The organism is Phyllobacterium sp. NPDC097923 (assembly GCF_044760925.1).
Taxonomy (GTDB): Bacteria; Pseudomonadota; Alphaproteobacteria; order Rhizobiales; family Rhizobiaceae; genus Phyllobacterium; species Phyllobacterium calauticae.
Genome location: NZ_JBIWBL010000004.1, coordinates 349,744 through 373,839 on the forward strand (window position 1 = coordinate 349,744; position 24,096 = coordinate 373,839).

24 protein-coding genes and 2 pseudogenes are annotated in these 24,096 nt (G+C 57.9%); 11 read left to right on the forward strand and 15 right to left on the reverse strand.

Annotated elements, in window-relative coordinates; translation table 11 throughout:
* Positions 1 to 21: 21 nt before the first annotated feature.
* From ACIQWS_RS20005 to ACIQWS_RS20015, 3 genes are all read right to left on the reverse strand, one after another.
* Entirely contained in the window at positions 22 to 1,845 is a 1,824-nt protein-coding gene (locus ACIQWS_RS20005) for a S9 family peptidase (RefSeq protein ID WP_403183441.1), read from the reverse strand.
* A 21-nt stretch (positions 1,846 to 1,866) separates the two neighbouring features.
* On the reverse strand, positions 1,867 to 2,832 hold the full coding sequence (gene pip, locus ACIQWS_RS20010; RefSeq protein WP_403183444.1) for a prolyl aminopeptidase: 966 nt from the start codon (positions 2,830 to 2,832) through the stop codon (positions 1,867 to 1,869).
* Positions 2,833 to 2,994: 162 nt separating this feature from the next.
* Positions 2,995 to 3,942, reverse strand: coding sequence for an alpha/beta fold hydrolase (locus ACIQWS_RS20015; protein WP_403183448.1), 948 nt, complete (start codon positions 3,940 to 3,942; stop codon positions 2,995 to 2,997).
* A gap of 99 nt (positions 3,943 to 4,041) precedes the next feature.
* On the opposite strand from ACIQWS_RS20015, the gene ACIQWS_RS20020 reads away from it, so the two are divergent.
* Positions 4,042 to 4,671 (forward strand): TetR/AcrR family transcriptional regulator, encoded by a 630-nt coding sequence (locus tag ACIQWS_RS20020; RefSeq protein WP_403183691.1) that lies wholly within the window; start codon positions 4,042 to 4,044, stop codon positions 4,669 to 4,671.
* A 45-nt stretch (positions 4,672 to 4,716) separates the two neighbouring features.
* Here ACIQWS_RS20020 and ACIQWS_RS20025 read toward each other — a convergent pair whose 3' ends face one another.
* Both ACIQWS_RS20025 and ACIQWS_RS20030 read right to left on the reverse strand, forming a co-directional pair.
* Positions 4,717 to 5,070: a Rieske (2Fe-2S) protein gene (locus tag ACIQWS_RS20025; protein WP_403183451.1), complete on the reverse strand. Its 354-nt coding sequence runs from the start codon at positions 5,068 to 5,070 to the stop codon at positions 4,717 to 4,719.
* 11 nt (positions 5,071 to 5,081) lie between these two features.
* Positions 5,082 to 6,164, reverse strand: coding sequence for an amidohydrolase family protein (locus ACIQWS_RS20030; RefSeq protein ID WP_403183454.1), 1,083 nt, complete (start codon positions 6,162 to 6,164; stop codon positions 5,082 to 5,084).
* A 128-nt stretch (positions 6,165 to 6,292) separates the two neighbouring features.
* Here ACIQWS_RS20030 and ACIQWS_RS20035 point away from each other — a divergent pair, with 128 nt between their 5' ends.
* Together ACIQWS_RS20035 and ACIQWS_RS20040 are read left to right on the forward strand one after the other, a co-directional pair.
* Positions 6,293 to 7,150, forward strand: a complete 858-nt coding sequence (locus ACIQWS_RS20035; RefSeq protein ID WP_403183457.1) for a LysR family transcriptional regulator — start codon at positions 6,293 to 6,295, stop codon at positions 7,148 to 7,150.
* An 89-nt stretch (positions 7,151 to 7,239) separates the two neighbouring features.
* Positions 7,240 to 8,304, forward strand: a complete 1,065-nt coding sequence (locus tag ACIQWS_RS20040) for a 2Fe-2S iron-sulfur cluster-binding protein (RefSeq protein ID WP_403183460.1) — start codon at positions 7,240 to 7,242, stop codon at positions 8,302 to 8,304.
* Between the two features lie 216 nt (positions 8,305 to 8,520).
* Here the strand turns inward: ACIQWS_RS20040 and ACIQWS_RS20045 are convergent, their stop codons facing one another.
* From ACIQWS_RS20045 to ACIQWS_RS20065, 5 genes are all read right to left on the reverse strand, one after another.
* Positions 8,521 to 9,792, reverse strand: coding sequence for an ABC transporter permease (locus ACIQWS_RS20045; protein ID WP_403183463.1), 1,272 nt, complete (start codon positions 9,790 to 9,792; stop codon positions 8,521 to 8,523).
* On the reverse strand, positions 9,789 to 10,475 hold the full coding sequence (locus ACIQWS_RS20050) for an ABC transporter ATP-binding protein (protein ID WP_403183467.1): 687 nt from the start codon (positions 10,473 to 10,475) through the stop codon (positions 9,789 to 9,791). The genes ACIQWS_RS20045 and ACIQWS_RS20050 overlap by 4 nt, the downstream gene beginning before the upstream one ends.
* A 4-nt stretch (positions 10,476 to 10,479) precedes the next feature.
* Positions 10,480 to 10,944 carry a hypothetical protein gene (locus tag ACIQWS_RS20055; protein WP_288192309.1) on the reverse strand — a complete coding sequence of 155 codons (465 nt, stop codon included), beginning with the start codon at positions 10,942 to 10,944 and terminating at the stop codon, positions 10,480 to 10,482.
* A 67-nt stretch (positions 10,945 to 11,011) separates the two neighbouring features.
* Positions 11,012 to 12,766, reverse strand: a complete 1,755-nt coding sequence (locus ACIQWS_RS20060; RefSeq protein WP_403183471.1) for an alkaline phosphatase — start codon at positions 12,764 to 12,766, stop codon at positions 11,012 to 11,014.
* Between the two features lies 1 nt (position 12,767).
* A complete protein-coding gene (locus ACIQWS_RS20065) occupies positions 12,768 to 12,995 on the reverse strand; it encodes a hypothetical protein (protein WP_403183474.1) in 228 nt (75 codons plus the stop codon).
* 154 nt (positions 12,996 to 13,149) lie between these two features.
* Here ACIQWS_RS20065 and ACIQWS_RS20070 point away from each other — a divergent pair, with 154 nt between their 5' ends.
* The 4 genes from ACIQWS_RS20070 (at position 13,150) to ACIQWS_RS20085 (ending at position 17,000) form a co-directional block, all read left to right on the forward strand.
* Entirely contained in the window at positions 13,150 to 14,115 is a 966-nt protein-coding gene (locus ACIQWS_RS20070) for an ABC transporter substrate-binding protein (RefSeq protein WP_403183478.1), read from the forward strand.
* 34 nt (positions 14,116 to 14,149) lie between these two features.
* The gene (locus tag ACIQWS_RS20075; RefSeq protein ID WP_403183481.1) at positions 14,150 to 15,145 is read left to right on the forward strand and encodes a FecCD family ABC transporter permease; all 996 of its coding nucleotides are present in this window, start codon (positions 14,150 to 14,152) and stop codon (positions 15,143 to 15,145) included.
* Positions 15,146 to 15,210: 65 nt separating this feature from the next.
* Entirely contained in the window at positions 15,211 to 16,182 is a 972-nt protein-coding gene (locus tag ACIQWS_RS20080; protein ID WP_403183696.1) for a FecCD family ABC transporter permease, read from the forward strand.
* A gap of 8 nt (positions 16,183 to 16,190) precedes the next feature.
* Positions 16,191 to 17,000 carry an ABC transporter ATP-binding protein gene (locus tag ACIQWS_RS20085; RefSeq protein WP_403183485.1) on the forward strand — a complete coding sequence of 270 codons (810 nt, stop codon included), beginning with the start codon at positions 16,191 to 16,193 and terminating at the stop codon, positions 16,998 to 17,000.
* Here the strand turns inward: ACIQWS_RS20085 and ACIQWS_RS20090 are convergent.
* Positions 16,975 to 17,655 carry a class I SAM-dependent methyltransferase gene (locus ACIQWS_RS20090; protein WP_403183488.1) on the reverse strand — a complete coding sequence of 227 codons (681 nt, stop codon included), beginning with the start codon at positions 17,653 to 17,655 and terminating at the stop codon, positions 16,975 to 16,977. The two genes, ACIQWS_RS20085 and ACIQWS_RS20090, sit on opposite strands and share 26 nt — an antisense overlap.
* Positions 17,656 to 17,769: 114 nt before the next feature.
* Positions 17,770 to 18,963, reverse strand: coding sequence for a carboxymuconolactone decarboxylase family protein (locus ACIQWS_RS20095; protein WP_403183491.1), 1,194 nt, complete (start codon positions 18,961 to 18,963; stop codon positions 17,770 to 17,772).
* 167 nt (positions 18,964 to 19,130) lie between these two features.
* On the opposite strand from ACIQWS_RS20095, the gene ACIQWS_RS20100 reads away from it, so the two are divergent.
* The 4 genes and pseudogenes from ACIQWS_RS20100 (at position 19,131) to ACIQWS_RS20115 (ending at position 22,646) form a co-directional block, all read left to right on the forward strand.
* Positions 19,131 to 20,024: a LysR family transcriptional regulator gene (locus ACIQWS_RS20100; protein ID WP_403183494.1), complete on the forward strand. Its 894-nt coding sequence runs from the start codon at positions 19,131 to 19,133 to the stop codon at positions 20,022 to 20,024.
* Positions 20,025 to 20,371: 347 nt separating this feature from the next.
* Positions 20,372 to 21,397 (forward strand): annotated as a pseudogene (locus ACIQWS_RS20105) (alpha/beta hydrolase).
* A 71-nt stretch (positions 21,398 to 21,468) separates the two neighbouring features.
* Positions 21,469 to 21,954, forward strand: coding sequence for a cytochrome P460 family protein (locus tag ACIQWS_RS20110; protein WP_403183495.1), 486 nt, complete (start codon positions 21,469 to 21,471; stop codon positions 21,952 to 21,954).
* Between the two features lie 5 nt (positions 21,955 to 21,959).
* A complete protein-coding gene (locus ACIQWS_RS20115) occupies positions 21,960 to 22,646 on the forward strand; it encodes a DUF4405 domain-containing protein (protein ID WP_403183499.1) in 687 nt (228 codons plus the stop codon).
* Positions 22,647 to 22,717: 71 nt separating this feature from the next.
* Here ACIQWS_RS20115 and ACIQWS_RS20120 read toward each other — a convergent pair whose 3' ends face one another.
* The 3 genes and pseudogenes from ACIQWS_RS20120 to ACIQWS_RS20130 form a co-directional block, all read right to left on the reverse strand.
* Positions 22,718 to 23,263 (reverse strand): SMI1/KNR4 family protein, encoded by a 546-nt coding sequence (locus ACIQWS_RS20120; protein WP_403183699.1) that lies wholly within the window; start codon positions 23,261 to 23,263, stop codon positions 22,718 to 22,720.
* A pseudogene (locus ACIQWS_RS20125) lies at positions 23,255 to 23,467 on the reverse strand (DUF6500 family protein); the annotation flags it as partial. The gene ACIQWS_RS20120 and the pseudogene ACIQWS_RS20125, both read right to left, overlap by 9 nt.
* Positions 23,468 to 23,754: 287 nt before the next feature.
* On the reverse strand, positions 23,755 to 24,027 hold the full coding sequence (locus ACIQWS_RS20130; RefSeq protein ID WP_403183502.1) for a hypothetical protein: 273 nt from the start codon (positions 24,025 to 24,027) through the stop codon (positions 23,755 to 23,757).
* Positions 24,028 to 24,096 lie beyond the last annotated feature (69 nt).

Below are 24,096 nucleotides of genomic sequence, written 5' to 3' on the forward strand. Positions count from 1 at the left end.
GCTACTCCCAGATTGTTCAATTTAAAGATTTTCGGCGATGAAGCGGGCCAGAGCACCAAAGACACGACGACGGTTTTCGATACGGGCAAAGCCATGCCCTTCATGCGGAACGCGCAGATATTCCACCGGCTTGCCGAGGCCGCGCAGGCAGGAATAAACCATCTCGCTCTCGCATGGCGTCACGCGCGGATCTTCCATGCCATGAGCGATCATCAACGGCGCTTTGATGGCATCAATCCGATTGATGGGCGAATAACGCTCCAGCGCGCCGCGCATGGTTTCCACATCACCATATTCGGCAGCACGCAATTGCTTGCGCCACGGGCCAGTGGTCTGCAACAGGGTCAAAAAGTTGGCGATTCCGTAATATTCTACGCCCAGGCGCCACAGATCCGGATATTCGGTCATGGCCGACAGCACCATAAACCCCCCGTAGGAACGGCCGAATACCCCGATGCGGCTTTCATCCACGTCCTGCCTTGCACCCACGGCGATACGTACGGCCTTGAGATCCGCAACGCTATCCATCCGCAACTCCCGGTCATCGAGATGCTGGTAGCGACGGCCATAGCCGGTGCTTCCACGAACATTCGGCGCCACGACCATGATTCCCTTGGCCAGCATATATTGAATGTCGGCGCGAAAATCCGGTTTCCACTGTGCCTCGGGTCCGCCATGGACGATGATCATGACAGGATAGCCATTCGGTTTTGCCGGGACTTTCGGCCGATAGACGAAATAAGGAATGTCGAGCCCATCGAAGCCCGCAACGCTAGTCACGGTCGGCTCGATAAAGTCCGGCAATCCGGCAGCGGCTTTGGACGCATCCGTCAGCCGCGCGAACTTACCCGTCTCAGCATCGCAGCGCCATATATCACCTGAAGTGGCCCCACCCTCGATTGGCATGACGAGCGCTGTGCCATCGGGTGTCCAAGCAACGGAACCAATCACGCAAGGCATGGGTGTTGCGAACTGCTTCAGGGTGTTTCCGGCACGGTCGATAATGACCAGATCATTCCAACCCTGGCGATTTATCACGAGCGCGATCCTGGCTTGATCGGGCGCTATCGCCAATGCCTCGATATCCTGCTCCGCAAAGGCTGCAAGTTCCAAGAGGGTATCAGCCTCGTACAGCTTTACCATGAGCGAGAGATATTCTCTCTCCTGATCGGAGATTATCAGGATACCGGAATTATCCTTGAAGAATTTGGGCGCGAGGTAACGCGCTCGCCCTACATGGGGCAAGATATTTTCATAGGCGCCGGTGGCAAGATCCAGTCTGCAGAAATCTTGATCCATCATCGCTCTTTGGCAGTCATTGACGAGCAGGAACGCCCCGTCGGGAGAAAAAGCAAAAGGCGTTCGCCAACCCTGGCCTTGATGGACACATTTCACCTGGCCCGTCGCGATCGTCATCACGTAGAGATCCATATGCGCGCGGTCGCGATAATTGGCCGAATAAGCAATCTGCAAACCGTCGGGCGACCAGCATCCCCAGCCATGAACAACGGTCGTGTCGGTCGTCAGGAGGCGTGGCTCTTCCTTGGCATTTTCGATCAGCCAGAGCTGATGACGCTCGTCCCCTCCCCAATCCGTTGTGATCAACAGGTCGTGGCTCTTTGGGTTGAAGGCAAGATTACCAACCGGTTCTGACAGAGTGGTCAACTGACGGGCTGGCCCGCCCGCCAGTGGACGCACCCAGACCTGCAGCGTACCGCTTTCGTCGCTCAAATAAGCCAGCAGCTCGCCATCGGGCGAAACGGCGGGTTTTACCGCTTTGCTGATATCAATGTAGTGTGACATCGAAAGCGCGGGGTCAGTTTGCAGTGCGTCGAGCGTCGTCATATCTGTCTTTCGTCAATGGGATTAACCAGCGGCGGCGGCCGCCGCGGTAAACTTGATCGCAGTTGCCAACCGGCGGGAGGCTGCCTTGAGTTCTTTCGCCATGGGCCCAACCGTCGATTGATGATTGGAAAGGGTAACAATCGTGAAGGCGGCTTCCGGCCAGGCATTCCTGAGCTTCCACGCCGTCGCCATTGGCGTCACGGTATCGTACCGCGCTTGCACGATTTCTGCTGGCAGATGACGGATGAGATCGATGTTTTCCAGCAGATGGCCATCCGGCAAAAACGCCTGATTCACGCAATAGTGGGTGAAAATCCGAGAGACAGCCAAGGCCGCATCCGGATGCAACAGCTGCCTTACATGATCAAGGCTTGGTTCGAATGTTTGCGTGCGAGCTGAAAAGCCACGCAGGGCTTTCGCGGCAGCGAGTTCAACAGCCTGCTCACCACAGGTCAGACGCGCATAATAGGCTTTCAGAAGATCGCCGCGTTCCTCGACAGGTATGAATTCAGCGAATTCCTGCCAATGATCGGGAAAAATAGCCCGGCAGCCGTGAAACCACCAGTCGATGTCATCCTGGTCCGCCAGGAAAATGCCATGCAGCCGAAATCCAAGGCATCGACGTGGAAAAGCAATGCCATAGGCGAGCGCCAGACACGATCCCCAGGAACCGCCGGTAACCAGCCAGCACTCGATGCCAAGAAACTCGCGAATCTGTTCCATGTCGGCAATCAGGTGCTGTGTGGTATTTTCGACTAGCTCCGCGAGTGGCGTCGAGCGCCCCGCGCCGCGCTGATCGAAGGTGACGACGCGATAGGCAGCAAGATCGAAACTTGCAATCTGCTTTGCAGACACGCCAGCGCCAGGGCCCCCATGCAGAAAGACCGCCGGAATACCCTCGGGATTACCATATTCTAAAACGGAAAGTTCATGCGTCGCGCTGACAACCAGACGAAATTCCCTGTTCGGCAGGATTTCCGTATCCATCCGTCCCCCTCAAACACCATCATGTCCCTTTGCCGTGATTTTTTGTTTTTCCGCGGTCGCAAATTTTATAGTCGGTAAATTTGAGAGTTGGCCAATGCAATTTCAGACTGCTTATTCCAAAATGGAATGATGTTGCGGGCTCGGCGCGCATCGCTATCGTCTTCAGTGCGTTGAAACGGACTCCCGAAAGTCGGCCAGGTCGCGGTTGAACCGCTGCGCTTCCTCCAGGAATGGCGCGTGTCCGGAATCGGCATAGATCTGCGAGCGAATTGCCGGATTGAGTGCCCTCGCCCGCTCAAGGCTCGCGCGCGCCATGACCAGTGCATCCTTTTCGCCGTAAAGCATCAGCATGGAAACCTTGACCTTGGGCAGCCCTTCCGCCGCAAAGACCGTCATGAAAGGTACCGTTCGGGTCATGATCCACGATGCCATAGCCGCATTGGACAACAGCCGTTCGAACGTTGCCTGATCCGGTTGCGTCGCAAAACACAGCGCCAGAAAGTCGCGCATTGCATCGAGGTGAACCTTCAGGTCATCCGAAGCAAGGCCCGCATAGACTTCGGGATGCGGCCTTAAAAGCGCGGCTTTCAGTTCGATGACACCACCCACATAAACCAGGCCTCCGATCTCGTCATCGCCGTAAGCTGCAACATAGTTGGAAACGACTACTCCGCCCAGCGACCAGCCGACAAGAACCGGATTTTCGGCCTTCGTCGCCTCAAGCACGGCGCGCAGATCATCAGCCCAGCGGCGTCCGTCGCCATAGGCCTGCGCATCCTGCGGCTTCCCCGAAAGTCCATGGCCGCGAAGATCGAACGTGATCAGCCGGTAACGCAAAAGGTCGGGGCTGTTCAGCTGGTTCTCCCAGTCGAGATGGCTCCCGAGCAATCCGTGAATGAAGACAATGGGCCGTCCGGCAGGATTGCCCGCTTCCTGGACCGCAATGTCGACACCGTCCGGCGACTTCACAACGTAGTCCCTCCGTTCCGCCATCACGGCCGAGGACATGATCATCATCAGGACCAACCATAGCGCGCACATCATCGAAACGAGGCTGGCACGCCTCGACCCGCTGGCACCCAGCTCCATCGGCGGCTTGTTTTCCTGCATCGCTAACATCCGATTATTCACAATATCCATCCTTGTTTTTAGTGATCGCTACAGGATAAATGCTTGCTTTTTGCTGTCAAGTTGTCTTTAGTGATCGCTATGGATAAGCTCGTGAAGAAACGGCGGAGCGGGCCGCGGACCTTCGACAGGGACCAGGCGGTCGATATCGCCATGCGCCTGTTCTGGCGCCACGGTTATGAGGGCGTCTCGTTGAACGATCTGACGGCAGCGATCGGCATCGCGCCGCCGAGCCTCTATGCGGCGTTCGGCAGTAAGGCTGGTCTCTACCGTGAGGCGCTCGATCGATATTCCGGCATGCCAAAGGCACTGAACACTCTCAGTCAAATGACCAATCTACGCGACGTCGTTGAAACCCTCCTCAATAGTGCCATCGATGCCATCACGGAGCCTGGCGAGGAACGTGGCTGCATGATTTCGAGTGGCATGATCCAGTGCGGCGAAGACCACGCCGACCTTGCCCGCGAACTGGCGGAGCGCCGAGGTTTGATGCGCGACACCATTGCTCACAAACTCAAACCGTGGCTGGATCGGGATCGTGCCGCGTCCCTCTCCCGCTACCTCGTCACCATCCTGCAGGGCCTTTCCGTCCAGGCACGCGACGGCGCCTCCCGCGAAGACCTTAGGCAGATCGCCGATGAGGTTGTGGCCGGCATCAGGGCTCGGAACCTCTCGGACTGCAAAAAAGGACACCGTAGGGGTGTGGCATAGATTGGAGTTGTTCAACTGATGAAGCTGGTGCGAGGAAGATTTGCGTCAGATATGGACGTAGATATCGTCGTCCTCGAGGGAGACAGGAAAGCTCCTTGCCCGGACACTGCGGTCGACCAGGAACTCTCCGGTCCGGATGTCGAATTCCCAGCCATGCCATGCGCATCGGACCAACTCCCCCGCACGCTCATATATGAATTCCGTCTTGTCTGTTTGCCTGGTTGTCCCACATAAGGGGCCCTCGCAGAGCGCCGCCCCCTTATGCGGGCAGACATTGAGAAGGGCGTGAAACCCGTCATTCAGCTTAAAGAGACCGAGGGAGAGCTTGCAGACCGTCACAATCTTGGCAGCGTCAGACGGAACTTCCGATGCCTTGCAGGCAAAATGTTTTGATGCCATCGCTTCTCTCCTTACTCGGCGGCCATCGCCGCAGGACGCGGGATGCGCTTGTAGACCTCGAGTGCGTTGAGACCGAGCACCTTCTCACGCCAGGCGGGCGGTATGTGGAGTTTGGTCACATCGTCATAGTCCCAATGCGGATAATCGGATGCGAAGAGCAATGTGTTCTCGCCATCCATAGCCTCCAGTGTCGCCCAGAGGTGCTGGATGTTCTGCGGCTGTTCAAGCGGCTGCGTGGACATGCGGATGTTCGACTTGAAGTATTCAGATGGTAGGCGCTTCAGCCAGGGGGTCTCCTTGCGCAGTGCCCGATAGTTGGAGTCCAGCCGCCACAACACGGAAGGAACCCAGGCAACACCACACTCGATGATCACGACCTTGAGCTCCGGCCACTTCTCGAACACGCCCTGCGCGATCAGCGAGGCCATGTGGGTCATGGCAGACTGCGGCAGGATCGCGTGTGTTTCCCAGAAAAAAGTCGAAGGCCCAGCCCCAATCGGATTCGCATTCACACCACCTTGTCCGCCAAGATGCATCGCGAACGGCAGTCCCATTTCTGCGCATGCTTCGAAGATGGGATGATAAAAGGGGTCGCCATAAGGCCGCTGGGCACCGTGGCTTACCAGAACCTGAACGATACGGGGATGCGAACCGATCCGGCGGATTTCCTCGGCCGCAAGCTTGGGATCTTGCGGCGCGACCACCATCGATCCCCAGAACCGAATATCCTTCGGAAGCCAATAGTCGATCATATAGTCGTTGTAGGCCTTGCAGAGTGCATTTGCATAATAGGGATTGGCAAGCGTGGAAGCCTCAATCGGTTCGTCGCCCGTCAGGATCGCGATGTCGATATCGTACTTGTCGAGGTGCTTTTCCTTCATGATGAGATAGTTGTCGTCTTCCTCGACGGGGTTTACGTCGTGACGGGCGAAGCCCTCGGGGTGAAACCATGGTCGATGGCCGTGGGGAAACGCACCACGTGGCCCAGTCTTCTCGCCTCGGACGAACATGTCCTTGAACAACCCCTCCATGTAGGGCTCAAGCACTGTGGCGCTGCACCAGTAATTGTGACAGTCGGTATCAACGATAAACATCAGGGTCTCCTAGGCTTCGCGGGAGGCCTATCTGCCGGCTTCTCCCTCTGTCTCCACCCTATTGACCAAAGATCAATCGGCAAATATCAGTCAATTTCGATTATTGATCTGTTTTAGCGATAGGAAAAATGAATATCCCCCTTCTGATCACCTTCCTCGACGTGATGGAAACTGGAAATTTCAAGCGGACTGCCGAGCGCTTGAATATTATGCAATCGACCGTCAGTGCCCGCATTCGTCAGTTGGAGGAGACATTGGGGACGCGGCTCTTCGAACGAGGTCGTGGCGGCGCGGAACCGACCCCCGCAGGACGCCGTTTCGAGGGACATTGCCGGGCGTTCCTCACGCTCTGGGGTCATGCCCGGCGGGACGTGGTGAGCGGTGCCGCCGCCAGGAAACGTCATCTCCACATCTCCTGCCAATACAGTTTGGTCAGAGCGTATCTGATAGGTTGGATCGACAGGCTAAGGAACGAAGACGACGATCTCGACTTGCATGTCGAGATCAATTTCTCGTCACAGATTCAACGCGACATTCTTGCGGGCGAGACGGACGTCGGCATCATGTTCGCACCTCAATTGACGCCGGATGTTCAGGTCGCCGATCTTGGAGCGACTGAATTCGTAATGGTCTCGACCGATCACGACACCCTGGGAGATGTCAACTTCAGTCGCTACATTAAGGTGGCTTACACAAGCGCGTTCGAACGGGCGCTGGACGAACTGCTTCCCGAATTCGCGTTTCCGAGCATGGTGATCGGGAGTGATGACCTTGCGATCGAGCTCTTGGGTCGGTACGGGGGCACGCTCTATCTACCAAGGTTTGCATTTGCGGGCGCACAGACCAAACTTTCGACAATACGGATTGTCCAGGATGCGCCGACGATCCTGCAACCTGTCTTCTCAGCGGTCCACATGCGGCGAAGGCGGGACCCTGTTGTGGTTTGGGCGCTCAAGCTTCTCAAGGAGGTCATCGATCACCGATGATCGGAATTATCGATTGAAAACGGATTTTTGCTAGGTCAATTCGGATCGCCAAACTTGATATCAATGTCGCACCTATTTGGAGGTGCGCGATGTTCATGAACCCACCCTTTCGTTATTCCCTATCCGCTGCCAACCAGCAGCCATGCTACCGTGGTGGCCCCGCGACACTCGTGTGCAAGGCCGTGGTGGAGGAGACGCACAACAGCAAGACCTTCGTATTCGAGGATAGCCAGAGCCGCTGCTTTGATTTCAAGCCGGGTCAGTATGTCACCTTCAAGTTCGAAATCGATGGGAAGCTCTGCCCACGCGCCTACTCGATTTGTTCGACCCCGACCCGCCCACACAATATTCAGATCACGGTCAAACGCGTGCCAGGCGGCCTGGTGTCGAACTGGTTGAATGACAACATGCACCCTGGAATGGGGGTGGAAATCGCAGATATCGGCGGCCGTTTCAACTATCTTGATATTCCATCGCACAAACCGCTCTTTCTATCCGGCGGTTCGGGCGTTACGCCCGTCATCTCGATGCTGCAATACATAACCGATGTCGTTGATCAGACCGATGTCGTGTTCGTCTATTTCTCGCGAACGCCGAAAGATATCATCTTTCGGGACCAATTGGAGTTCATCGCCAAGCGGTTCCCGAGCGTCAAAGTGCATCTGGTCGTGGGCGACGACAGCGAGGAGGAAAGTTTTGGTGGCCACAAGGGCCAGATGGGAGCGGCATTGATGCGGTCACTCGTGCCCGATCTTGCGGAGCGGGAAATATTCATGTGCGGTCCAGAGGGCTTCATGAAGGCCGCCCGAGCGATGGCCCGCGAAACAGCCATCGCGGCTCAGTACGAAGAAAGCTTCGGCGAGAAAATCATTATCGAAGAAGCGGATGGTCTCGGCGGTGAAGTCTATTTCTCACTGTCGGGGAAACATGGCACATGCGCGGCCGGCGAGAACTTGCTTGAAGCGGCGTTGAATACAGGCGTTTGGATCGACAATTCCTGTCAGCAAGGTGTTTGCGGAAGCTGTAAGGTCAAAATGACCCAGGGAGCGGTCGACATGGACGATCTGGGCGGATTATCCGACGACGAAAAAGCCGAGGGTTACGTCTTGGCCTGCTGCAGCAGGCCGCGAGGAGCGGTAACCCTGGCAGCTTAAGGACTCACGGTTTCAATGACCGTCGCAGGTTTGGCGTTACCAGCTTGCCGTCAGTGCTGCATGATTTGAAGGTCACTTTCTTTGGATCTTTGCAGGACGCCGTGATCACGCGTGAAAAAGGGGTGTTTCCCGATTTCCACGCTGTTGCTGAGCCGGCTTTTGAAGAAGCCAAGCGATCTCGTCACGTAAACATGGCGTCAGCATTGCCGGTAGCGGCTACGCACGCAAAGCGGCAGCCGGGCTGGAACGCAAAGCGGCAAACGCGGGAACAATGGAAACAACCGCCGCAACAGCGAGAAAACCGATCACCAGCCACAGATCGTCCGGCGCGAAATCAACCGGCAGCCGGACGGCCGTCGATGCGGTCAGCCACGCCGAGATCGCCGATGCCGCGGCGTAGCCGAGGGCTATTCCCGATACGATGCCGGCGACAAACAGCAGGAAAAGCTCTCCCCACACGAGCGCGATGATCGAGCGAACCGGAGTGCCGAGCGCACGCAAGGCGCCGATCTGCCGCCACCTTGATCCGACATGCATGACCGTCACCAGCACGATGGCGGCAATGACGATCGCCTGCGTGCCCAGAGCAATTGCCAGAAGCAGGCTGCGGGCGTCCCCCAATGTCGCGTAGAGCCGCGTCAGGACCTCCGCTGGAAAAACGCCGAGCGTCGCGCCTGTGCGGTATTCCTGCCGCAGGCGGTAAGCGTCGGCAACCGTCTTCGGCTTGACGAGAATGGCGGGAACGCCAGGGGATTGCGCATCGAAATGCTCGTCCAGGGGCGCATCCGCATCGACATGGCCATGCTCGTGCTCATGGCTGTGATCTTTCGGCCCGGGACCGTGCAACTCGGTTTCCCCGCTTTCACCGTCATGATGTTCCTCTCCATGCATGCCGTGAAGCTGCCATACGGCCCGGATCGGCACCAGGATGGCGCGATCCCAAGCGGTTCCCGTCGGCGCCATGCGGCCAGTCACCTTGTAGGCAATCGCCGTATGGGTTTCACCGCCCGTTTCCGCCGTGCCGTGCATCGGCTTGATCTGCGCGCCCGGCGACAGCGCCACATCGGAGCCAACCACCGCCTCGCCAAGGCGCGCGAAATGCGCCCCTTGCGCCAGGTTCGGAGACAGCGTCGAAATCAGGCGGGTCGTGGTGCCGACGATCGGAAAACCGTAAGCGGAGTCACCAAAGCCGACGGGCGCCGCCAGTTCGACGCGCGGATCGTTGGCGAGGCGGCCGAGAACGGCGCCCTCCATCAGCGGCAGCGGCGCCGGCTGCAGGAATACGGCCGAAAGCGCAAGCTGGGTTTCGCTGCCGGCGGCTCCGACCAGCAGATCGAACTTCTCGGCCGCACGCGCACTGCCGAGCCGGACAGCCCGCTCCTGCAGCGTCACGGTCACGCTTAAGGCGACGGACAATGCAATGAGCACCACAACGGCCAGCGCGCCGCTCCAGAATCGCCGCAGGTCGGCAAAAATGAACTTCATCATTGCGCGGCACTCTCTCCACTATCCTCGTCGACACGCCCGCTCGCCAGGCAGATGCGGCGGCCAAGACGCTCCGCAAGAAACGCATCATGCGTGACCACCACCAGTGTCGTGCCCTGCTCTGCGGAAAGCCGCAGCAGAAGCTCGGCAACCTCGTTGCCCGCATGGCGGTCAAGACTGGCCGTCGGCTCGTCAGCGACGATGACGCCGGGACGCTGCAACAACGCACGGGCGACGGCGACACGCTGCATTTCACCACGTGACAATGTCTCGATCTTCTGCCCGACGCGATTGATCCCGGTGGCTGAAAGCAGCGCCAGCGCACGCTCCCGCTCCTCGACGGTCAACCGACGCGCAAGCCTGACCGGGAGCACCACGTTATCGAAGGCAGAAAGCCCGGGGAAAAGATGGAAATCCTGCATGACAAGGCCGATGTTGCGTGCGCGAAAAGCATCGCGCCGGCCGGAGGAAAGACGGGTGATGTCCATGCCGTTCCAGGAAATTTTGCCGTGCGTGACGTTTTCCAGGCCGGTGATCGCGTTGACGAATGTGCTTTTTCCCGAGCCGGAAGCACCGGTGATCGCCAGTTGGCCACCGGCCGGCAGATGAAATCGCTCGATGGCAAGGACCGGCGCAGCCAGGCCCGGAAAATGCATTTGGAGATCGGAAACGTCGAGTGCGAGCATGGTGTCAGACGGTCCTGAAGGCCGCGTTCCGAAGACGCAACTGGCTGATGAAGCCGGTTTCCGGATCGGTCCAGGAACCGAACTCCAGCACCCCACGCGCGATGATGGGCGCATTGAACTGCACGAAGGTCTGCTTGGCCGAGAGATAGACGACCATGATATTGTCCGGCCAGTCGGCGTCTGAGGAACAGAACGGGCAGAGCGACATCGGGATTTCCGTCAGGACGAAAAATGCCGCCTCCGCCTTGAGCGGCGGCGCCATGAAGCCGCTGATGGCAATCTCCTGGCCGCTCAGTTGCTTCACCTTGTCGGAAAATTCGAGACCGAGCGGACCAAAGCTTTTGTAGAGCTCGCCGAACCCCAGTTTCTCGGCAGCGCTTGCGCGTGCGGCAATGCCCATGAAAGGCAAAACCGCGGCCGCCGTGAGCAGCGCCCGACGGCCGATAGCAAAGGTCTTCTTCTCCGTCATCGCAATCTCCTTAAACGGGAAGACAGGCGGCTTTCGGCCGCCTGTCCTGTTCGTCAGTCGGGCAGATTTACATCTTTGACGCGCCGAGTGCGAAAGCGTCAGCCAGGACGCGGTAGACGTCGCTCTGTTCCATGTAACCACGGAAGCCTTCCGCACCCGGGCCAACGGCCTGAAGCACGACATCGTCCACCGCGTGAACACCGCTATCCTCATCGCGCGGGATGTTGCCCTGGACAAAGACGGCACCCGGCACGTCCTTGTAAGCTTCGTTGGCGACGTATTCCTTCTTCTCGTTCTGGATCGCCGGAACGAAAGGACCATCGAGCTTCGGACGGAAGGTCTCGTAATGGTCAGGGCCGTTGTTGGCTGCGATGAACAGACGACGGGAAACATCGACGCGGTCCGGATAGCCGTCGCCGTCCTTGTCTTCGTAGTTCGGGAAGCCTGCCGCGGCGTAGGTGCCGACCTTGTCGCGCATTTCCGTGCCTGGCTTATCGTCATCGACAGTGCCGATGATCGAGACGCCATGCGTATGGTCACCGGTGACGACGATCAGCGTATCCGGATTCTTCGTCTGGAATTCGCGTGCAGCCGCGATGGCTTTGTCGAATTCGATCGTATCGACCAAAGCGCGATCCCAATCGAGCGGATGGCTCATCTTGTCGATGGACGCAGCCTCCACCATCAGGAAGAAGCCATCCGGATTCTTCGACAGCCTGTCGAGCGCCACCTTGGTCATATCGACCAGGCCCGGCTGGTTGGGAAACTTGTCGACGGTTCCCTTTTTGAGGAATTCGCGATCGAGCGTGACGTCGAGGTTGCCGGTGTGGAAGAGGCCGAGCAGCTTGCCCTGGTTCGAGCCGGCCGCGGCGGCCAGTTCATTCTTGTCGGTGGCGAGGGCGTAACCGGCCTCCTTGAAGAGCGCGATATAGTCCTTGTCATCCTTGCGCTTCGAACCGGGCACGTCTTTGGCCAGGAAGTAGGCCGAGCCACCACCGAGCAGCACGTCCGGCTTGACGTTGTACATCATGCCGACGATGTCAGCCTTGTCGGCGCGCTTGCGCGTATGGGAAACGAGCGCGGCAGGTGTCGCGTCCTGGACTTCGGATGTCGTCACGATGCCGAGCGACTTCTTGCCGGTGCGGCGCAGAGCCTCACCGATCGTTTCGACCTTGGGGTCGTCCTGGCTGGCTGGCGTGCGGTCAGCATAGACGCCAAGCGCATTTACCGCGGACTTGTGGCCGGTCATATAAGCCGACATGGTGTTGGCGCTATCAGTGGCGATGGCCGAGGTCGAGGAGGTGCCGATAAAGGCGACGGGCGGGATGTCGTCCATGGCAAGGCGGCCATTGGCCTTCCCCTCGGTCATACCCTTGGACATGAGGCGGGCACCGGTGCGATGCGCAACGGAAAGGCCGTCACCCAAAAGGAAAATAATGTTCTTGGCCTTGGGCGTGTCTGATGTTGTGTATACATCCCAGCCGACCGATTTCTTCTCGTCGCCAGCCGATACCTCGACCTTGTACTGGCCGGGTTTTGCGAGCTTGATGTCGCGCAGGATGAGCGCGGATCCGAGCACCTTGTCTTCAGTACCTTTCTCCTCGGCGACGAATTGGGCGGCCTTGCTGAAAACGGCGTCGTAGCTCTCGCCATTGATCGTGACCTTCACATCTTCCGGCTTCACGACCTTGCTGAATTCAACCTTGAAATCGAATGGCGAGCCTGCGAGGACTGTGGCCCGGTCCAGCGGATAGATCGTTGTCGCATGGGCCGCCCCGGACAAGAGTGCCACCGACGACGCCGCAAGAAAAAGTTTACGCATTTCATACCCCCAACTTGGTTAGCTTCTCCCCTTCTTTATAAATCCCGGATGACAGCCGGATGAAATCGCGCCAGTTTTTACAACCCGTAAGTTCACAGGATGCAACGATCACAGCAGCTTTATTGCAGAACTTGCCGTGGGGCGTTGTCATGTCTGAAGCCCAATGATCGGAAGCCAGCTGCATAAAATCGCTGGTGATCGGAAAACGATCGTTTGTTGTTCCTGCCAAAAGGCGTATCCGCAAATTGGATAAGTTCCTTACCCGCCGGCGAACGGGTTTTTCACGCATCTTATTGCGGAAACCGCAAGATAATATGATTGAATATATCATGTTTATTGGCTAAAGCGGTGTACAGTTCCACGCGGTCAGGAAAGATGCCATCATGTTTGGTAAGGGCCTCAAGTCTCTTTGTGCAATCGGTTTGCTCGGCCTTCTAACCGCAGCATCGGCGTCGGCCGACAATGCAAAAACATTGTCAATTGTCGATGATCGTGGAACCACCATTGAAGTTCCCGCCAATCCCAAGCGTATCGCCTCCATTTCCTACTTTGCTACCGACGTGGCATTTGCGCTTGGCGTCAAACCGGTCGCAACGACCTATATGGCAGCCGGCCGCGAGCCCGATTTTCTACTCGGCCTGACAAAGCAGATCAAACAGATCGGCCAGCGTGCCAAACCCAATCTGGAACTGCTGTCGGAAGCAAAGCCCGACATCATCATTGCCATGCGCCGCTACACGATTGGCAATGCCGAGCAATTGCAGAAGATCGCACCCTACGTGGCCTATAATATGGAGCTTTTGAGCGAAAGCGATCGCGAGATTTCCCAGCTTGCACAGGTGCTGGGCAAGCCGGAACGCGGTACGGAACTCAATGCCACTTTCCGGCAGCACCTTGCCGAGTACAGCACCAAAGCGCCGAAGGACGTGCATCCGCGCTTTCAGATCATGTGGGCCGGAGATACGCCATGGTCCTTCCACACGGAGAATACAACGGCCTCGATCGTTGCCGCGCTTGGCGGCGACAACATTGCCGGACCAATGCGCCAAGGCGGACCGTTCGGTGTGGAGTTGAGCCTTGAGACCATGCTTGAAAAAGACCCGGAGGTCATTTTCGTCTATGATTCCGGTCCGGATCGTCCGCACGAGAACAATCCGATCTGGCAGCAGCTTTCGGCGGTCAAGAATGGCCGCGTTTTCTATGTCGGTGATCATTGGGTTGAAGCCAATGGTCCGATAGCCCGCGAAATCGTTTTGCGTGAAGCAGCACATTATCTGTATCCGGAGACCTTTCCAAAGGTGGATGTCAAAGCCGAGGCGGCGAAATTGATCCCTGCCGATATCCAGTAGCGATATCTCCTTGGCACGGCGGCAAGCAGCAGGCATGGGACGGTCATTGGTCATGACCACGCTCGTCGTGGCGGCAACCCTTTTGGTGATTGTTGCCGGCCTGCTCGTCGGGGCCAAACCGCTTGGATTGTCCAAACTATCGTCGGTGCTCCTGTCGCCGGATGGAAAGATCGATTCCATTCTTGTCTGGTCGCTGCGCATGCCCCGCAGCCTTGCTGCCGTCATTGCCGGTGCCGGCCTCGCCGTCTCGGGGTATCTCCTGCAGGCGCTGACCCGCAATCCGCTCGCTGGTCCCGATATTACCGGCGTTGCGTCGGGCGCGGTGGCACCCATCGTCTTCTGTTTCGTATTCCTGCCATGGATTTCGTCAGTGTATTATCCCTTTGTCGGACTGGCGGGCGGTTTGGCCGCCGCTTCAGTCACCCTTTGGGTATCGCGCGGCGGCGAGGGACGACCACTGCATCTTGCACTCGGTGGCATCAGCATCTCCCTCTTCCTGGGCGCGGCAACGACCTGTGTGCTGCTCTTGAGCGGACCGCAAGCGCCATCCCTGCTCTTCTGGCTGTCCGGTGGTTTTCAAGGCAGATCGTGGCCGCATCTTCTATACATGACACCGTGGGTGCTCGGCGGCCTGGCCGGCGCCTTTGCGTGCCACCGCATCATCGGCATGCTCGCTCTGAGTGAACATGCATCCATTGGCATGGGACTGAACATGCGTTTCTGGAAACCGGTCCTGCTGCTGTTCGCCGTGCTTCCCGTTGCAGGTGTCGCGCCGGTCGCCGGGCCGGTTGCCTTTGTTGGTCTTGTCTCGCCGCACATCGCCCGGCTGCTCAAACCGCATAACATCGGCTGGTCCATTGCGCTGACCGCGGCCATCGGTGCGTTGATGGTCGTGACTGCCGACGTCATCACACGCAGCGTCGCTTTACCGCGCGAGCTGCCGGTGGGTATTATCACAGCGCTGCTCGGCGGCCCCTTCTTTATCTATCTGGTCCAGACACGCCGCTTTTCGCTGAAAGGCGGGCAGTAACGATGACCGTGTCCGTTCCCGTTCACCGCCGTTCCCTGTTTGGACCAGTATTGGCTCTCCTGGCCATGATGGTGCTCGTCCTTATCGCCGCGGTGTTTCTGGGCGTTGCCGACATTCCGGCGAAAGATGTTGCAGCCGTCCTGACCGGACATGGCTCCGATGAAGCCAGATCGATCATTCTGGATATCCGGCTGCCGCGCATTGTCACCGGTATCCTGGCCGGGATTCATTTTGCGGTGGCTGGCCTCCTGCTGCAGACCATCACCCGCAATCCGCTCGCCGATCCGTCCATCATGGGGATTTCACAAGGCGCGACCCTGGCCGTCACCGTCTTCCTTGTCTTCACCGTTTACATCTCTGAGCCGGGCTCCAACACGCTCGCCGAGCTGCCCCTTGCATGGCTTCCCGCCATCGGCACACTGGGCGGCATGGCAGCGGGCGGCCTTATCTACGTCCTCGCCTTCCGGCTTGATCTGGGGCCGCTCCGGATTACCCTTTGCGGCATTGCAATCGGTGCCGTGTTGCATGCCGCCGCGATTGGGTTGATTGCCGGCTGGGGCTCGGCGCGCATTGAAATCCTGCTGGAATGGCTGTCCGGCAGCCTTTATGCGCGCAGTTGGACCCACGCCCTGTTCCTTGTGCCTTTCACAATCGCCGGGCTCGCAGCGCTCCCGGCCCTGCGGCGTTCCATAGACCTGCTGCGGTTCGACCCCGCAGTCGCGCGCTCCTTCGGCCTCTCCTATCGCAAACAGTTTTCAATCGTCCTGCTGTTGTCGTGCGCACTTGCGGCAAGTGCGGTCGGTGCCGTTGGCCCCATCATCTTTGTCGGTCTTGTCGTTCCCCATCTCGCCCGTTTTCTGGCGGGCCGTCATTTTGCCCTTGTGCTGCCGCTGACCATTGCCCTTGGCGCATTCGTCGTCACGCTGGGGGATCTCCTCGGCCGGCTGCTCGGGCAGGCCGAGGAGATTCCGATCGGGGTGATCACGGCCCTGTTCGGTGTGCCTGTGTTGATCGCACTCCTGCGCAAAATACCTTGAGGACCATAATGCCCCTTTCCTGCTCGCAACTGTCGGTTTTCTATGGTCGCCGCAAGGCATTGAACAGCTTCAACCTTGATCTGAAGCCCGGAGAGATTCGGGCCCTCATCGGCCCCAACGGCTCCGGCAAAAGCACCGCGCTTCAATCCATTGCCGGCTTGATCACGCCGCACGAGGGGCAGGTGGAAATCAACGGCAAGCCTGCCAGAGAAATGTCGCGGCGGACCTTGGCAAAACAGCTAGCATTCTTGCCACAGCAGCCGTCAGCTCCGGACGAGATGACCGTCGAACAGCTTGTGCGGCAGGGCCGCTATCCCCATGTCGGTCTGTTTCGCAGCTACAGCAGTCACGATGAACGGGCGATAGAATGGGCATTGGAAAGCACAGGGCTGGCCAATCTGGCGGACCGGAGCCTGCATGAATTGTCCGGGGGCGAGCGGCAGCGCGCCTGGATATCGGCGGCGCTTGCCCAGGAAGCCCAAATCCTGCTGCTGGACGAGCCTACATCCTTCCTCGATATCGGCTTTCAGGTGGAAGTGCTCAATCTGGTGCACCGCCTCAGCCGCGAAAGAGGCGTAACAATCATCATGGCCATTCACGATATCAACCAGGCGATCTCGATCAGTGACCGCATTTCCCTATTGGAAAAGGGCCAGTTGCTCTTCGACGGCGAACCGGACGCGCTCGCCGGGAGCGGACTGATCGAGAAGGTATTCCGTGTGCAGGGCAATTTTGTCCGCATCGCGCCCGGCAGCCGCCCTCATTTCGATATCGAGCTCATCCGGTCCGAAATTATGGTTTCACCAGCCGGAAAATGACCTTGGTCTGCGTGTAATAGGTAAGCGCATCGGCAAAATCCGGCATCCAGCCATCGGCGACAAAGGGAATGAAGCCGTCAAACTCGAGTTTGCGCGCCGATACCTCGAACCCGGCACCCTCAAATACCCTGGCATAGTCGGTAATGGAGCGATCCTGCACGACCGTGTTGGTCTTCTCCGCAACAAGGTCGCGCCATTTCGGCCACAACGGATTATCCGTATGGCAACCGGTGACCGCGTAGTAAACACCCCCGGGCTTCAGACTCCGCCATATATCGCGCGCATGCGCTTCGATGTCGGCAACGAGATAGATCACCTCATGGCTGATCGCCAGATCGAACTCGCCATCCCAGCCCTCAACATGGGCCGCGGTCTGGTACTGAACGGGCAGATTACCCCTGAGGTCATTGGCCCTTGCAATTGATTGCTCGGCAATATCAACCCCGAGGGCCTTGCGAAACGGCCGGATTGCGTAGAGATGGCGCAGCAGCCCGCCCTGATTGCAGCCGAAATCCAGCACTGCCTTTCCGGACAGATCCCGTTCCGGCAAAAGACCGATCAAATGCCGCCAGATCGGCGCATGCCCGTCGGCCATGGCATCCTCGGCGTCAGGATCGATGTACCACGTGCTGATTTTTGGTGTGCTGCTGTGCATGGGAATCTCCGGTCATGTGTTGATGCACTTTTACACATTCCCGGAAGAGCACAACAGGAACTGCGGCAACATTGTTGCCTGCCGGACGGATAAATGTTGGGGGCTTCTGGTCATTCACTCCGCTTCCCGGCCCCGGCTGTAGTCTTCAGACAAAACCTTCTCCATCCAGGTTACGGTGTTGCCATCGAGTGCCTCCGATACCGCGAAATGCACCATTGGTTGGTCAACTGCCGCGCCGTGCCAATGTTTCACCATCGGCGGAATCCAGACAACGTCGCCCGGCTCCATGATCTGGACCGCACCGCCTTCTTTCTGAACCCAGCCCTTCCCCGAAACAACGAAGAGTGTCTGGCCGAGGGGGTGCATATGCCAGGCCGTATGTGCACCCGGTTCGAATGATACGGTAGCCCCGCCTATGCGGGCAGCGCCGTCGCCCTTGTAGGCAGATGACACCTGGACCTTGCCGGTAAAGCGTTCCTCGGGGCCGCTCACAGGTTGGCTGTCGCGCTTGATTACTTTGATATCGGCACCGGCCGGTGTTTGCGCGGCGGCGCCCTCCCTGCTTGCCAAAACCGTTTTGAGAACTGGCACCGCAGATATGGCACGCGGCCAACCGGCATAGAATCCGGCATGGGTAATGGCTTCGGCCGCCTCTTCCCGTGTCAGTCCGTTATCCATGGCGCGGCCCAGATGGAACGCCAGTTGGTCGAGCTGCCCCATCGCTATCAGCGCTGTCACCGTAACCAGGCTCCGGTCGCGGGCCGACAGATCCGGGCGCTGCCACAGATCGCCGAACAGTGCCCGGTTGGTGAGATCGGCAAGGGCGGGCGCGATCGGCGCCACGTTGGCAGCCACGGACGCGCTGCGGGCAGCTTCTGCCGCAGCGTCTAGCTGGATAAGTGCATCGTCGCTATCCCTGACGGGCGCGATCTTCAGTTCGTCAAAGACCTTCTTGATCTCTGCCACTGCCGACATCGCATTGGGCCAGCCGGAATAGAATGCCAGGTGCGTGACCACTTCGCCCACTTCGCGGGCCTCCACGCCGTTTTCCAGCGCCCGCTTCACATGGTTGGCCAGGACGTGCCCCTTCCCGGTCGAGATCAAAACAGAGATAGTGACCAGGCTGCGGTCGCGCGGGCTCAGATCCTTGCGCTTCCACACTTCGCCGAACAGAACATCATCAGTGAAATGGCCAAGCCCGGGCGCAACGTCGTAGACAGCCGGCGGAGCCACGCGGGGGTTTTGCTGCGCTTCAGCGCCCGTGGCTGCGAATGCCGACATGGCAAGACTTGTGGCGATGGCTTTCACGATGCTTCTCCTTGTTGGTAGATCCGGCGGCTCCTGGAATCGCCGATGGCCTGGGTTCTACGTGAGCATGGCGCGGGACGCCGCCGGGCATTGAGGCAAATTTACTCCTAGCCGATTAGCTCGACTAGATGCTAAGAACCAATTGGACTTATATTGGGGATTCATGAATGAAGCGAGATGAACTGGGTGACCTCGTTGCTTTTCTAACCGTCGCGGAAGAACGCAGCTTCACACGGGCGGCTGCGCTGTTGGGTACCTCGCAATCGTCGCTCAGCCATTCGGTGCGTCGCCTCGAGGACCGCATGGGCGTTCGGCTGCTGACACGCACCACGCGCACCGTCGTCCCGACCGAGGCCGGAGAACAGCTTGCCGAAACGCTCAGGCCCGCATTCAACGATATCCGCGCGCGGATGGATGCACTTGGCGCCATGCGGCACGCGCCGGGCGGCACGATACGCATCACTGCCATCCGCCATGCTGCGGTGTCCATTCTCATGCCCGCCGTAACGCGTCTGATGCAGTCCTATCCCGATATTAACGTCGAGATCTCGGTGGAAAACCGGCTGGTTGATCTGGTGAACGAGCGTTTCGACGCAGGGGTCCGGCTCGGAGAACATATCGAAAAGGACATGATCGCGCTGAAAATCGGGCCGGAAATGCGCATGCTTGTTGTCGGCTCTCCAGATTATTTTGAACGGCACCCGAAACCACTCACCCCGCATGACCTGACGAAACACCGCTGCATCAATCTGAGACTGACCACCGTCGGCGGTCTCTATGCCTGGGAGTTTGAAAAAGACGGCAAACCGCTCAATGTCCGTGTCGACGGCCAGTTCGTCTGCAATGACGTCCCGATCATCATCGACGGAGCACTGGCAGGATTAGGCCTGGCATGCCTGCCAGATGATTACCTGCTCCCGCTGATCGGCGAGGGCAAGCTGGTTCCGGTGCTTGAAGACTGGTCACCGCCCTTCCCTGGATATCATATCTACTATCCCAGCAGGCGCCTTGCTTCACCCGCATTCTCGCTGCTGATCGATGCTCTGCGCTATCGCGGTTAATTCCATCACCTTTAGTTCATACCAGCGTGAACAGACGCCCATAGAACCGCACTGAGCTTTTATCTATCTGTAAAAGCTCACTAATTCTGCGCCCGCGGATCATTCGTGATCTAGAAGTATAAACCCTATCATATTCAGCTCACTAATCGCTCAGTCCGTCTCAGCCTACACTTCAGGGTGTGGGCCGGTCCTGTCTCCCAAGGGCAGAAATTCCGTTGACGTCACCGGTGCGGAGCCGTTGATCGCGGCGTTCAACGCGATGGTGCCCGGCCTGGCGACCAATTGAACAAACAAGGAGCACCGAGTTGAATATCACCGACCTCAAGCCTCTCACCGTGGCGGCTGTCATCGCCCTGGCTGCCGGCGACGCCCGCGCGGATGATTACCGGAAAAACCCCTAGACGCTTACCTACGAAGGCGCCATCACTGAAAACGTAGCCGGCAAAGTCAACATTCATCCGGTCAAATACAAGTTGAACGGACTGGACATTGCGGCGAACGTCTATACCCCGCCCGGCTACACCCCCAACCAATCCTATGCAGCAATTGTCGTGGCTCACCCGAACGGCGGCGTCAAGGAACAGACCGCGGGGCTTTACGCTCAGCGTTTGGCCGAGCAGGGCTACGTTACCATTGCGGCAGATGCAGCATACCAGGGTGGCAGCGGTGGCGAACCACGCAACGTTGACAAGCCGTCCAACCGCATTGAAGACATCCACGGGATGGCGGACTATATCACGCACTATGCCGGCGTTGACGGCTCCCGCCTAGGGTTGCTGGGTATTTGCGGCGGTGGTGGTTATTCACTGGCTGCCGCCAAGACCGACAAGCGCTTTCAGGCTATCGCCACGCTGAGCATGTTCAACTCCGGCCGCGTGCGCCGCAACGGTTTTGAAGATTCACAGCTAAGCAGTCTTCAGGAGCGTCTCCAGCAGGCATCGGAGGCCCGCGCGCAGGAAGCCACCGGCAACATCATCTACGCCAATGCCACGCCGCTGACCGACGAGCAAATTGCCAAGCTGCCGTTCGAAATGTATCGCCAGGGCACCGAATACTACCAGAAAACCAACGCACATCCTGGCTCCTCTGCGCGCTATACGCTGAGCAGCCTGCTCGATCTGGCGCGGTTCGACGCAACGGACCAGATCGATCTGATCAACAAGCCCCTGCTCATGATCGCGGGCAGCAAGGCTGACAGCCTCTACATGAGCGAAGACGCATTCGCGAAAGCAACCGGAACGACCGACAAGGAGCTGTTCAAGATCGAAGGCGCGACACATATCGAGACCTATTGGGTGCCCGAGTACGTCAACGCCGCGATGAGCAAGCTGGCGCCGTTCTTCAACAGAACGCTCGAAGGCACGCGCGGCTAACGAACGAGGCCGGCCCCTGAGCCGGCCTTGTCCCCTCCCCCAGTGTTGCGGCTTCATTCAGGACCCTCGAGATGAACACTTTACTCACATATGCGACCGGAGCCGCCATCGCGTTCAGCGCTATCGCTCTTGTCGGCTTGCAGGTTCACGCGGAAACCAACCGCGTCAAATTTCCCGAAAACCTCGACAAGCTGGTGCATTATACCGGCCGTCAACGTGGTGAATCCGTCACCCATATCAAGACCACACAAAACGTAATCGACACGATCAAGGCCGGAAAGCCCGTGCCCGATGGCGCGCAGTTCGTCCTGATCGACTATCGCAATGGCGAGCTTTACCGGTATTTCGTCATGGAAAAGGGCGCCAATTGGGGCGCTGACTATGACGACACCCGGCGCACGGGTAACTGGCAGTTCCAGTGGTACTGGGCCGATCGCACGGTCAACAAGGCTGAGAACACCAACCGCTGTCAGTCCTGCCATCAAGGTGCCAGCGGCAATGATTTCCTGTTCACGCACAGCGAAATCCAGGCCTTCGACGGGACGCCGGTGAACTGACGGTCATGCCCCCTACCTTCCTTCTGCGACTGGCGATTGACTTTGCGGCGGTGGGCCTGCTCATGCTGGCCCTCGCCTATTACTGGCTTGGCAACACCGTTCATGAGCTGGCGGGTTCTGCTGTCTTTGTGCTCGCCGCGATACACAACGTCTTCAATCGACGTTGGTGGGGCACGGTCGCGCGCACCCGGCGCGAAGCGAGTGGATTGATATATGCCGGCATCAATCTGGTGCTGTTGGTCGTCGTCGCAACTGTTGTGGTGACCAGCCTTATGATCTCCCGGCTGGTGTTCGCGTTCCTTCCCCTGGATGGCGGCTTTACCGCCAGGCAGATCCATACCGCTGCAGCCTATTGGCTTCTGACTATCGTCTCGCTGCACATCGGTTTCCGCTGGTCGGTTGTGATGCACGCTGCCCGAACCCTGTTCGGCATCAAGACTTCCGGTAGAGGCCGCACGATCGCCTTGCGACTGCTCGCTGCTGCCATGGCGCTGTATGGCGTGCGGAGTTCGGCAGATCTGGGGCTAGGCGATAAGCTCCTCATGCGAGTATCGATGGATTTATGGGACTTCAATGAATCGACTGCCGGCTTCTTTCTTCGCATTGCGTCCATCGTCGCACTCCATGTCTGGATAGCCCACACGACGCGCATACTGATCCAGAGGATCGCCAGACGTCGCCACGCAACTTAAACGCGGTTGCGCCCTCGGCCCATACGAGGCGCTCCTTAATGCGCTCGGCAACGGGAACACGGCAATTGTTATCACGTGCCCGCTCCACCAGCCGCCAAATTGTCGATGAATGACTTGAACGAAGTGGTCACGTAGCGTGTGTTGACGATCCAGTTTTTCTCGATCGTCAGATTGTCGCTCCAGACGTCTCGGACAAAAAAGTAAACCTTGCCGTCCCGATGATCGACGCAATAATAATTCCCGCCCCAATCAAAGGCAAACTGGATGAGATGGGGTGGCAATTGCTGTTCTGACCATTCCCTTTTGGTTCGTCCCTCAGCAGTAAAATCCGAATCGTCACCAAAGCGGTCGCTATAGCGAAACGGGATGAAGTCGCGAACTTCATTATCATCCCATTTCCCTTCCGGATCGACCCAAACGGATCTTTCCGGTGTTCCGCCATTGTGATCGATATAATGCGCCTTCAAATCGTCGGGAAGTTTTACGGACAATTCCTGTTCTACCGAAATGAAATCCTCGAGCGTCAGAGCTTTTTCACAATTGCTGAAACCGTTTTCACCCCTAACAATATCCATGCCATCTGTTCGAGTGCGAGGGTTCTGCCCGGCAAGGTCCATGACCAAAGCCCGTATCTTGATTGCTTTTTCAAAATGGTCGAGTTGGTGGATTCGTATCCACCATTCCGCGGCCTCCATCAGAAGCTCGGGGTCATCATTTTTATTGCCAAAAAACGAATAGAACGAGAGGCCCACGCCGGAGCCTTTTTCAGATATCTTTTGATCACAGACCTCGATTATCTTTTTTTGCAGAATGGCTCTCACGAAACGTTCTCCATTGAATATCCAGATCTTTGCGACAGCAGATAGAGAAATGTGGGCCACTTCGATCCCCGCGATGGTAGCTGCGGCGGAACTGTACACCCTTGAAATCCACCATCGTTGATATCCCATCTCAACTGATCACTCTGTGACACAAACCATCAAGGAAGAAAACTTTGCGACCGAGCCATTAAAATCGGTCACGCTCCACTGGAGGAAGGCCGGAAGGCAAGGTTCGCATCGCCAACCAGTCAAATTGTTAAGCCAGCCGAAGTAACAACACCTGTAATTCAGTTCTTGGGTTCGGATTTCGCATCGTAATATTTGTTCCACTCTTTCAGAATGGCCTCCCGATGGCTCGCAGCCCACTCAAAATCGTTTTTGATCATTTTCTGTTCAATGTTTTCAGGGAGATATTTGACGGATTTTGCGATGTTTGGCATCGCAGGCACAGCGTAGCCAACATTATACATTTCATTGGCTTTACGCGTCAGGGTCCAGTCAATCAGGGTCTTGGCTGCCTCCAGCTTGGCAGTGCCTGCTACAACAGCCGATTCTTCCATATCTCAACCCCTTTTTATGTTGTTATACTTTGCATAATGTGACTTAATGTGGCATTATTTCATGCTCAA